The following is a 9068-nucleotide window of genomic DNA, read 5'->3' on the forward strand; positions in this document are numbered from 1 at the left end:
CGCTCCTCAGGATGAGGTTTACCTTGTTGAAACGCCACAACCTCATGCTGAGGAGCGAGCGACGCGAGCGTCTCGAAGCATGGGCAGCAAGCGACTCACCAATCTCGGATAGTCGATACTAGGGCTTCCGGTCCCCAGTGCGCTTTTTCAGTTCCGCCAAGGCGCGGCCGGCGAAACGGCCGAGCTTCGTCGCCGTGGAGTCGAGCTCGGCGATATGGTCGGTGCGGCCTGACTCGAATGCGCTGAACCAGCGGCGGAAGCGCGCGAGTTCATCCGGCGGTAGCCTGGCAACAGCTTCGGCGATCTCTTCGACTTTCATGTGATCAAGCATAGCAGCTTTTGACCCGGGCGGACCTGCGGCAGATGGTTCCGATTCCGCTTTCAGGGGTGGCTGCCAGTCTGAATTTAGACCGATTTCACCGTGACCGTGCGCGGCTTTTGCGCTACCCAGCGGCTTGGTCAGGAACCGAAACAATCATGAGCCTCCGCGCGAACAGACCGCTGGTAAATTATCGCTGGTCAGGCGGTTACCCGACAGGCTTGCGTTACAAAGGCTTGCATTCGCTGGTCGGGCTGCTTGCCATCATGTGCGCTACGCTGTTTTCGGCTGGCGCAGCGTCAGCCGAAACCGTCGAGGTGGCGCCGGGCGTGCAGGTGACGAGGAAAACCTGGTCCGGTCCGACCAGCGAGCAGCCGTTCTTCGGCTTTGCTGTGAAGGATGCGGCGCAGAAAGCCGCGGACGAAAAATTCGTCAAGGCGATGCTGGAGGCGGTGGGAACGCGGGAGAAGGCTTTTGAGGAAACGACCAAACGCGGCTGGAGGGCCGTAACCAAAGGCAACGCCAGCGAAGCCGCGCAGCGATTCAATCAGGCCTTTCTGCTGGCGCCTGAACAGAGCGGCGTTTATCACGGCTTCGCCGTGATCGCTCAAATGCGCTTCCGCGATAATGATTTCGCCGACGAGATGTTCAGGATTGCGCGCAAACAGCCCAATCCGTTGAAGTCGCTCAACGCGGATTATGGCAAGATGCTCTTGATCGCCAAGCGGCCGCGCGAGGCGCAGGAGGTACTGGAGCAGGCCGTCAAGGACGCGCCTGATTTCCGCGACGCCTGGACCAATCTGGCCTGGGCCCGGTTGCAGAACGGCGACGCCGCGGCGGCCTGTGCCGCGGCGGACGAAGCCGTCAAGCAGCGACCTTCCGGCAACGCCAATACCGATCTGACCGCCGTGCGCAGCAGCGCGCAATGCAGGTAAGCGGCTACTTTCCCGTTTTGACGAAGTCCAGAATCTGATCGGTCAGGCGCATATCCTCGGTGTTGATCGAATACACCTCCGACATATGGCTGTGCTGCGGCAACAGTAATGCGCGCGCGCATCCGCTCGCGCGCCTGCACGTCGCGTGCTTCATCAGGTCGAATTGCAGCACGAATCCCTCCGGGTCCAGTTCGGCGGCAGCCAGCATCAGTGGGATGCTGGTCCTCGCCAGACCCGCCAGCGAGGAGCGTTCGGCATAGCGGGCCGGATCGGTGCCGAAATAAGCGTGCTGGGTCTCGGCAAGCGGCGTCGCGGTCAGGTCGTAAATGCCGGAGACCATGATCGCGCCGGCCAGGCCTCCGCCCTTCACCTCGTGAAATTCGGGATGCGATACATAGCTCGAGACGTGAACCGCGCCGGCGGAATGTCCCATCAGATAGATGCGCGCGGGATCGCCGCCGCGTTCGCCGATCCTGTCCGCGATCCAGCGAACCGCGGTGGCGAGATCCTGGGCTCCCGCCGGCCAGGGTGCCTGCGGAGCGAGGCGATAGGTGACGTTGACGCCGACGAAACCGTTCTTCGCCGCCCACAGCATGATGTTGTCGTAGAACGGGCTGGTCGGCGTCGTCCGCTTGTTGCCGCCCACAAACGCGCCGCCATGGACAAAGATCAGCACCGGCCGGGGAGATGCGGCCGTCTCCGGCACGAAAATATCGAGCAGGTTGCGCTCGGCGGCGCCGTATTTGACATCGCGTTCGATCCTGACGCCCGGATACGGCTCCTTCTGCTGCAACGGCGCGTAGAGCGCCACGGTCTTCGGCGGGTCGATGACGCGGCCCATTTCCTGCAGTTTGGCGGCGATCTCCGCCGGCATCGGGCTTTGCTGCGCCCACGCCGCGCTTGCGATCATGGCTGCGACGACGGTCAACGCCGGTTTCGGTAGCAGCATCGCGGAAGCTCCCCGCTCAGGTCGGTTTTTACCAAGCATGGCCGATCCGATACCCATTTTATAGTGATTTCGCCGTGACGATTCGCTGCTTTTGCGCTACCCAACGGCCTAATCTGGAGCCGCTGAATCATGAGCCGTCGCGTCAAGAAGCCGTTGAAGCCCCGGGGTGATCGCCCGAAGGGCGCGCGTCCGTATCGCGGTTCGGCAGCCGAGCGACCGCCGGCGCGTCCGGGTGGCAAGCCGTCCGCGCGGTTTGCCGCCTCGGCGCCGCGCGCGCCGAGACCGGCACCAAGGCCGGCGCCGTTCATTCCCGAGCCCGAAAAGGTCGTGCCCGAGCCGGCGCCGTTGCCGACCAAGGTGCAGACTGTCGTGGTGACGGCGGACGAGAACAACATGCGGGTCGATCGCTTCCTGGAAGCGCGCTTTCCCGGCCTGTCATTCTCCCACATCCAGCGCATCGTCCGCAAAGGCGAGTTGCGCGTCAACGGCAAGCGCGCCGACAGCAAGGACCGGATCGAGGAGGGGCAGAGCATCCGGATTCCGCCGCTTCAGCTCGATGCCGCCAAGGTCGTCGGCTCTCTCTCGGAAGCCGGAGCCAAGACGCTGCAGGCGCTGAAGGACATGATCCTGTTCGAGGACGCCGATGTCATGGTGCTGAACAAGCCGGCGGGGCTGGCGGTGCAGGGCGGCTCCGGCATCACGCGCAATGTCGACGACATGCTGGAAGTGATGCGCGACGCCAAGGGACAGAAGCCGCGGCTGGTGCACCGGCTCGACAAGGAAACCGCGGGCTGCCTGCTGATCGCCAAGACGCGCTTTGCCGCCACCGCGCTGACCGGCTCGTTCCGCCACCGCTCCGCGCGAAAAGTCTACTGGGCGCTGGTGGCGGGCGTGCCGAAGCCGAAGCAGGGCCGCATCTCGACCTACCTCGCCAAGGAAGAGAGCGAGGACGACACCATCATGGTGATCGCCAAGCATGGCGACGAGGGCGCCAGCCACGCCGTGACCTACTACGCGGTCGTCGAAACCTCGGCCACAAAGCTTGCCTGGGTGTCACTGAAACCGGTGACCGGGCGAACCCATCAGTTGCGTGCCCACATGGCGCATATCGGCCACGCCATCATCGGCGACCCCAAATATTTCAACAAGGAGAACTGGGAACTGCCGGGCGGTCTGCAGAAGCGGCTGCATCTGCTGGCGCGGCGGATCGTGATTCCGCATCCGCGCGGCGGCACTATCGACGCCACCGCGCCGCTGCCGCCGCATATGCTGCAATCATGGAACTTGCTGGGCCTCGAGGCCGACCGCTTCGATCCGATCGAGAACGCCCCTGAAGAATAATTTAGCCGGCCGCTTTCTTGCGGGCCACGCTGAGGATCACGACATGGGTTCGATGAAGAGATCGTCGATCCCAGTGGCTGCGGTGCTGTGGGCGCTGATGGCGGTGAATACCGCATTCGCGCAATCCATTCCGCCGGGCGGCTCGCAATTCAACCCGCCGCTGCCTCCACCGCCGCCGCCTCCGAAGATCGAGGTACCGGCGATCCCGAAAATGGACGCGACGCTGCCGGTGCCGAAGGTCCAGGGGTTGCAGCGCGGCTCGTTCGGCGACCGCATCAGCAAATGCCTCGAAGAAGGCGCCGCGGCAGGGCTCGGTCCCAGCCAACGATCGGCATATTCGCGCGCTTGCACGAACCAGTAGCGGCGACCACCGGAATTGGTCCGAAGCTGCGCGCCACCGTCAGCCGGCTCGCCTTTATTTGCATCCACCCATGTCGTACTCTCCGGCTGAAATTATCACCGACGACAGAGACCGAAAACCGCATGCGCGAACTGTTCGATGAAGTGGCCGGACAATCCCGGATGGACCCGGAGGAGGCGGTGCGGCGCACGACGCGCGGTCCGCGCCGCAAGCGGTTTTATACCCAGGCCGGTGTCGTCGAGGGGCCCGGCGGCTTTGCAATCACGCTGGATGACAAGCCGGTTCGCACGCCATCGGGTCGTGCGCTGGCCGCACCCACCCGGGAAATCGCCGACGCCATCGCGGCGGAGTGGGAGGCGCAGCAGGAGTTCATCGATCCCCTGTCCATGCCGATGACGAGGTTCGCCAACAGCGTCGTCGATGCCGTAGTCGAGCGGGTCGAGGCAGTCACCGACGACGTCGCGAAATATCTCGGTTCCGATTTGCTGTTCTATCGCGCCGGCCATCCACAGGCGCTGGTGGCGCGGGAAGCGGCCCTTTGGGACCCGGTCGTGTTCTGGGCCGCCGAGGCGCTCGGCGCGCATTTCATGCTGGCCGAAGGCATCGTGCATGTCCGCCAGCCCGAGCCGGCGGTCGCGGCGGCCCGCGCGGCGCTGCCCGATGACCCCTGGTCGATCGCCGCCGTGCATGTGGTCACGACCCTGACGGGCTCGGCGCTGCTCGCTTTGGCGCTGCTGCGCGGCGTGCTGGATGCCGACCAGGTCTGGAACGCAGCCCATGTCGACGAGGACTGGAATATCGAGCAATGGGGGGTGGATGAGGAGGTTGCGGCGCGCCGCCGGGCAAGGCTGGTCGATTTCACGGCCGCCGCCGGCATCATCAGGGCGCGTTGAACCCCGCCGCATGAGCCGCCTGCGTGTCCCGGGCGCGGCGCAGCGTGAAACGCTGCTCCGCAGAACCGGGACCCATGGCGCAGGGTCTGCGCTGTATCGAGTGGGTCCCGGCTCTGCGGCGCACCGCTAAAAGCGCTGCGCCGCGTCCGGGACACGAGGGTGCCTTTTGCGGTTCGTTCCCCAGCGGTTAACGAGAGGTTTACGCCGCTGGGCTAGCGTTGGCAGTCCAGCGAGACCCCAGGATGCCGATTACATCAGTCAATCCGATCCTTGCCGCCGCCGCCGCACAGGCCGTCGAGCGCGACCTCGTGTTGCAGCCGGGCACGGTGATCGACGCCCAGGTGCTGAAGGTACTCGCCAACAATATGGTCCGGATCGCGATATCAGGGCTTTCGCTTGACGTGATGTCGCAGGTTCCACTGCAGGCCGGCCAGGCCATGCAACTGGCGGTATCCGAGAGCGAAGGCGGCATCAGGCTCGCAGTGGTCGGGCAGGGTGCCGGCGCGGCCGGTGACGCAAGTGCCGACACTGTCACGCTGGCGCCCGGGGCGCGGGCCGAGGCTGCGGCCAATTCCCAGGCGACTTCAGCGTTGCCGAAGAACATACTGACGCCGCTGGAGAAGCTGGCAGTTTCCACGGCGGTGCAGACCGCCGCGACCCAGCAGGGCAGTCAGGCGCCGCTGTTTGCCAATGCCGAGGCTGCTGCCGGCTCGAAAACCCTGTCGCCGCAACTGCAGCAGGCGGTGACCTTGGTGCTGGCGCAGCGGACCAGCCTCGACCAAAACCTCACCGGCGGCGAAGTGAAAAATGCCTTCCAGAAGTCCGGGCTGTTTCTCGAGGCTTCGCTGGCCTCGGGATCGCCGCCGGCCGGCATCCCCGACCTCAAGGCCGCGCTAATCGTGCTGCGCCAGACGCTGCTGTCGTCGCTCGGTGGCACCGCGGCTGCGACGGATGCAGGGGATGCAGCGGCGCCGCCGCTTGCTCCGTCTTTGTCTCCCGACCTCGACGCGCCGGACATTCGCTCGCCGCAGGCGCGCCTGATCGCTGTCGGCGATTTGCTGGCATCCGGTGGCGGGTCACGCGCGGCGGCGGCCGCCGCGCTGAATGTGCTGCAGGAGGGACTGCAGGAGATCGGCACCGCCCCGCCGGCGATGGGGGCCCCGAAAGAGCTGCGGAGCAGCGGCGACGCCGCCCTCCATGCCCAAACGCCGCCGCCGTTTCGCGGCGCGCATCCCTCGGCGCAGCCGGTCGCCTTGCCGTCGCTGCCGGCAGATGCACCGCCCGCGACCATCGCGCATAAGCTGCTCGGCGATACCGAGGCTGCGTTGGCGCGCCAGACCCTGCTGCAGGTGGCGTCATTGCCCGATCGTATCGATACCTCGGCGCCGCGGATCGATCCGGCGGCGCCGCGCTGGCATTTCGAAATCCCGTTTGCGACGCCGCAGGGCACCGCGATGGCGGAGTTCGAGATTTCGCGCGACGGCGGCGGCAGTGAGGTCGAAGCCGCCAAGCGGATATGGCAGGCGCGCTTCTCGCTCGACGTCGAGCCGGCCGGTCCGGTGCATGCACTGGTCTCATTGATAGGCGAGACGACTTCGGTGCGGATGTGGGCGGAACGGCCGGAAACCACGACGCAGTTGCGCGCCGGCGCGGCGCAGCTGAGCCACGCATTGGCAAAAGCCGAGCTTGTGCCCGGCGATATCGTGATCGGCGACGGCAAACCGCCGCAATCGGCGCCCGCGCCGGCCGGGCATTTCCTGGATCGCGCGCTATGAAAGTGGAATCCAGGAGCCGGCTTGCGGTCGCGCTGCACTACGACAAGACCGGCGCGCCGCGCGTCACCGCCAAGGGCAAGGGATCGATCGGCGCCAGGATCATCGAAGTCGCCAAAGAGAATAATATCCCGATCGAGGAAAACGAAGTGCTGGCCGGCGCGCTCGCCAATGTCGAGATCGGCGATGAAATTCCGACCGAGCTCTACAAGGCCGTGGCCGAAGTGCTGGGGTTCGTGCTCGGTCTGTCGCGGCGGATGCGGTAGGCTCCACTCCCGATTGTCATTGTTTTACCACGTTATCGGATGCATCGTCGGCGGCCATCAACCACGTCGGATGCTCCCGTGATCCATCGCCGCCATGCGCTCGGCCTTCTCGCCGCCGCCAGCCTCTTGCCCGCACGCAGCTTTGCCAATGTCTCACCCCAGCGCAGTGAGTTCCGCGACGATCTGGCGAAACGGTTCATCGCCGAGGGAACCGTCGGCACCTTCGTCGGCTACAAGGTCGACGACTATCTGATCGTCGCCAGCGACAAGAATCGCTCCGGCGAGGCGATGCTGCCGGCCTCGACCTTCAAGATTCCGAATTCACTGATCGCGCTGGAGACCGGCGTGGTCGCGGACACCGACAAGGAGGTGTTCAAATGGGACGGAGTGAAGCGAAGCATCGAGCCCTGGAACAGGGACCACACGCTGCGTACCGCGTTTGTCGCCTCCGCGGTGCCGGTCTATCAGGAGATCGCCCGGCGTATCGGCGCCGAGCGGATGCGGAAATATCTCGATCTGCTCGAATATGGCAATCGCGACATCGGCGGCGGCATCGACCAGTTCTGGCTGACCGGCAATCTGCGCATCGACCCCATGCAGCAGGTCGATTTCGTCGACCGTCTCAGGCGTGGCGTGCTGCCGGTGTCGAAGCGCAGCCAGGAACTGGTGCGCGATATTCTGGTGGTGACGAAAGTCGGCGACGCCGTCATCCGCGCCAAGAGCGGGTTGCTGGGCGCCGAAGCCGGAAAACCGTCGCTGGGATGGATGGTGGGCTGGGCCGAGAAGGGATCGGCGCAAACGGTGTTTGCCCTCAACATGGATTGTCTCGAGCCGCGCCACATCGCCGCGCGCATGACTTTGACGCAGCGATGCCTCACCGATATCGGTGCGATCTGATTTTGCCGCCCGCCGCCAAGGAAACAGGGATGACGGACTTGCCGGATGGTTCGGTGCCGCGATCGAACAGCGAGATCGCAAGCTTCCATGCCCACGTCTATTACGATCCCAATGCGACGCGGCCGGAGGCCGAGCGGCTGCGAAGCTGGATCGGCGAGCGCTTCGCCGTCACGCTGGGGCGCTGGCATGACGTCAAGGTGGGCCCGCACGACCAGGCGATGTTCCAGGTCGCCTTTGCCGTGGAGGTGTTTCCGGCGCTGGTGCCATGGCTGATGCTCAACCACGGACGCCTGAGCATTCTGGTGCATCCGAACACCACCAATCCGCGCAGGGATCATCAGGCTGATCCGATCTGGATCGGCCCCGCGCTTGCCGTGCACGCCGACAGACTGCCGGAGGAGGCCGCCCTGGAACAGGCACTGCTGCCGAATACGAAACCGCTGCTGCGTCCGTAACGCCGCTGGCGCCGCCGATGCGGTCGGACTAGCATTTCCGTGCACATTCGACACACGGAGAAATCATGAACCCGACCGCAGCCAGGCCGCCGCGCTTTCCGCAGCTGACCATGGAGCAGCTCGACGCAACGCAAAAGGCGCTCGGCGAGCAGATCGTGAAGGTTTCGAGCATCGGCATCGGTGGTCCCTACAATTCGATGCTGCGCAGCCCGGTGCTGGGCCAGCGGCTGTTCGACCTGTTTCATTATTTGCGCTGGGAAACCTCGGTCCCGCTCAATCTCAACGAGTTCGCGATCCTCATCATCGCGCGGCAATGGCGCTCGCAGGTCGAATGGTACGCGCATGCGCCGCTGGCGCAGAAGGCGGGCTTGTCGGCCGGGATCATCGCCGAGCTGAAAGCTGGCAAGCGGCCGTTGGACATGGCCGAGGACGAAGCTGCGGTTTACGATTTCGTCACCGAACTCACGACTGCGCGAAAAGTCTCCGACGAAACCTATGCGCAGGCGAAGCGCGTGTTCAGCGATCAGCAGATCGTGGATCTCACGGCTGTTGCCGGCAACTACATCATGGTCGCGATGCTGCTGGCGATGTCGGAGGCGTCGGTTCCGCCCGGCAAGGAGCCGCCGTTCGGGGAGGGTGAGGCGTAGGGAGTTCGTCATTGCGAGGAGCGCTTCCTGTCATCGGGTGCGCATTCGCGCGACCCGTTGGCTCGCAATAACGGGATTAACCCGCGGCCCGCCCGATCCGCCCGAGATGGGTAAAGGAAAATCCGGCGAAATATTTCAGTCCGAAGCCGAGCGCGCGGTCGAAACCGATATGCGCCAGCCAGATCATCGCCACCGAGAGCACCAGCGGCGATGCGAGCGCCAATCCCGACGTG

At 65.0% G+C, this 9068-nt stretch carries 12 protein-coding genes; 9 read left to right on the forward strand and 3 right to left on the reverse strand.

Annotation, left to right across the window (positions count from 1 at the left end):
* Positions 1–118 precede the first annotated feature (118 nt).
* Entirely contained in the window at positions 119–319 is a 201-nt protein-coding gene (locus tag Q7U29_RS18045; RefSeq protein ID WP_304743725.1) for a hypothetical protein, read from the reverse strand.
* Positions 320–363: 44 nt separating this feature from the next.
* On the opposite strand from Q7U29_RS18045, the gene Q7U29_RS18050 reads away from it, so the two are divergent.
* Complete coding sequence (locus Q7U29_RS18050; RefSeq protein ID WP_304743726.1) at positions 364–1254, forward strand: tetratricopeptide repeat protein; 891 nt, start codon at positions 364–366, stop codon at positions 1252–1254.
* Between the two features lie 4 nt (positions 1255–1258).
* On the opposite strand, the gene Q7U29_RS18055 is transcribed toward Q7U29_RS18050, so the two are convergent.
* Positions 1259–2203 carry an alpha/beta hydrolase gene (locus tag Q7U29_RS18055; RefSeq protein ID WP_304743727.1) on the reverse strand — a complete coding sequence of 315 codons (945 nt, stop codon included), beginning with the start codon at positions 2201–2203 and terminating at the stop codon, positions 1259–1261.
* A 129-nt stretch (positions 2204–2332) separates the two neighbouring features.
* Between Q7U29_RS18055 and Q7U29_RS18060 the strand changes: the two genes are divergently transcribed.
* From Q7U29_RS18060 to Q7U29_RS18095, 8 genes are all read left to right on the forward strand, one after another.
* Positions 2333–3544 (forward strand): RluA family pseudouridine synthase, encoded by a 1212-nt coding sequence (locus Q7U29_RS18060; protein ID WP_304743728.1) that lies wholly within the window; start codon positions 2333–2335, stop codon positions 3542–3544.
* 43 nt (positions 3545–3587) lie between these two features.
* Positions 3588–3905 (forward strand): hypothetical protein, encoded by a 318-nt coding sequence (locus Q7U29_RS18065; protein ID WP_304743729.1) that lies wholly within the window; start codon positions 3588–3590, stop codon positions 3903–3905.
* Positions 3906–4027: 122 nt separating this feature from the next.
* Positions 4028–4798 carry an ATP12 family chaperone protein gene (locus Q7U29_RS18070; RefSeq protein ID WP_304743730.1) on the forward strand — a complete coding sequence of 257 codons (771 nt, stop codon included), beginning with the start codon at positions 4028–4030 and terminating at the stop codon, positions 4796–4798.
* A gap of 242 nt (positions 4799–5040) precedes the next feature.
* A complete protein-coding gene (locus Q7U29_RS18075) occupies positions 5041–6573 on the forward strand; it encodes a flagellar hook-length control protein FliK (protein ID WP_304743731.1) in 1533 nt (510 codons plus the stop codon).
* The gene (locus Q7U29_RS18080; RefSeq protein ID WP_304743732.1) at positions 6570–6836 is read left to right on the forward strand and encodes an EscU/YscU/HrcU family type III secretion system export apparatus switch protein; all 267 of its coding nucleotides are present in this window, start codon (positions 6570–6572) and stop codon (positions 6834–6836) included. Before Q7U29_RS18075 ends, Q7U29_RS18080 begins: the two co-directional genes overlap by 4 nt.
* A gap of 78 nt (positions 6837–6914) precedes the next feature.
* On the forward strand, positions 6915–7733 hold the full coding sequence (gene blaOXA, locus Q7U29_RS18085; protein WP_304743733.1) for a class D beta-lactamase: 819 nt from the start codon (positions 6915–6917) through the stop codon (positions 7731–7733).
* Positions 7734–7762: 29 nt separating this feature from the next.
* Positions 7763–8188, forward strand: coding sequence for a DOPA 4,5-dioxygenase family protein (locus Q7U29_RS18090; protein ID WP_304743734.1), 426 nt, complete (start codon positions 7763–7765; stop codon positions 8186–8188).
* Positions 8189–8253: 65 nt separating this feature from the next.
* Positions 8254–8835, forward strand: a complete 582-nt coding sequence (locus Q7U29_RS18095) for a carboxymuconolactone decarboxylase family protein (protein WP_304743735.1) — start codon at positions 8254–8256, stop codon at positions 8833–8835.
* Positions 8836–8911: 76 nt separating this feature from the next.
* Here Q7U29_RS18095 and Q7U29_RS18100 read toward each other — a convergent pair.
* On the reverse strand, positions 8912–9068 hold a 157-nt coding region (locus Q7U29_RS18100), incomplete at its 5' end, for a DUF4260 family protein (protein ID WP_304743736.1).

This window comes from Bradyrhizobium sp. (assembly GCF_030654605.1).
GTDB lineage: Bacteria > Pseudomonadota > Alphaproteobacteria > Rhizobiales > Xanthobacteraceae > Bradyrhizobium.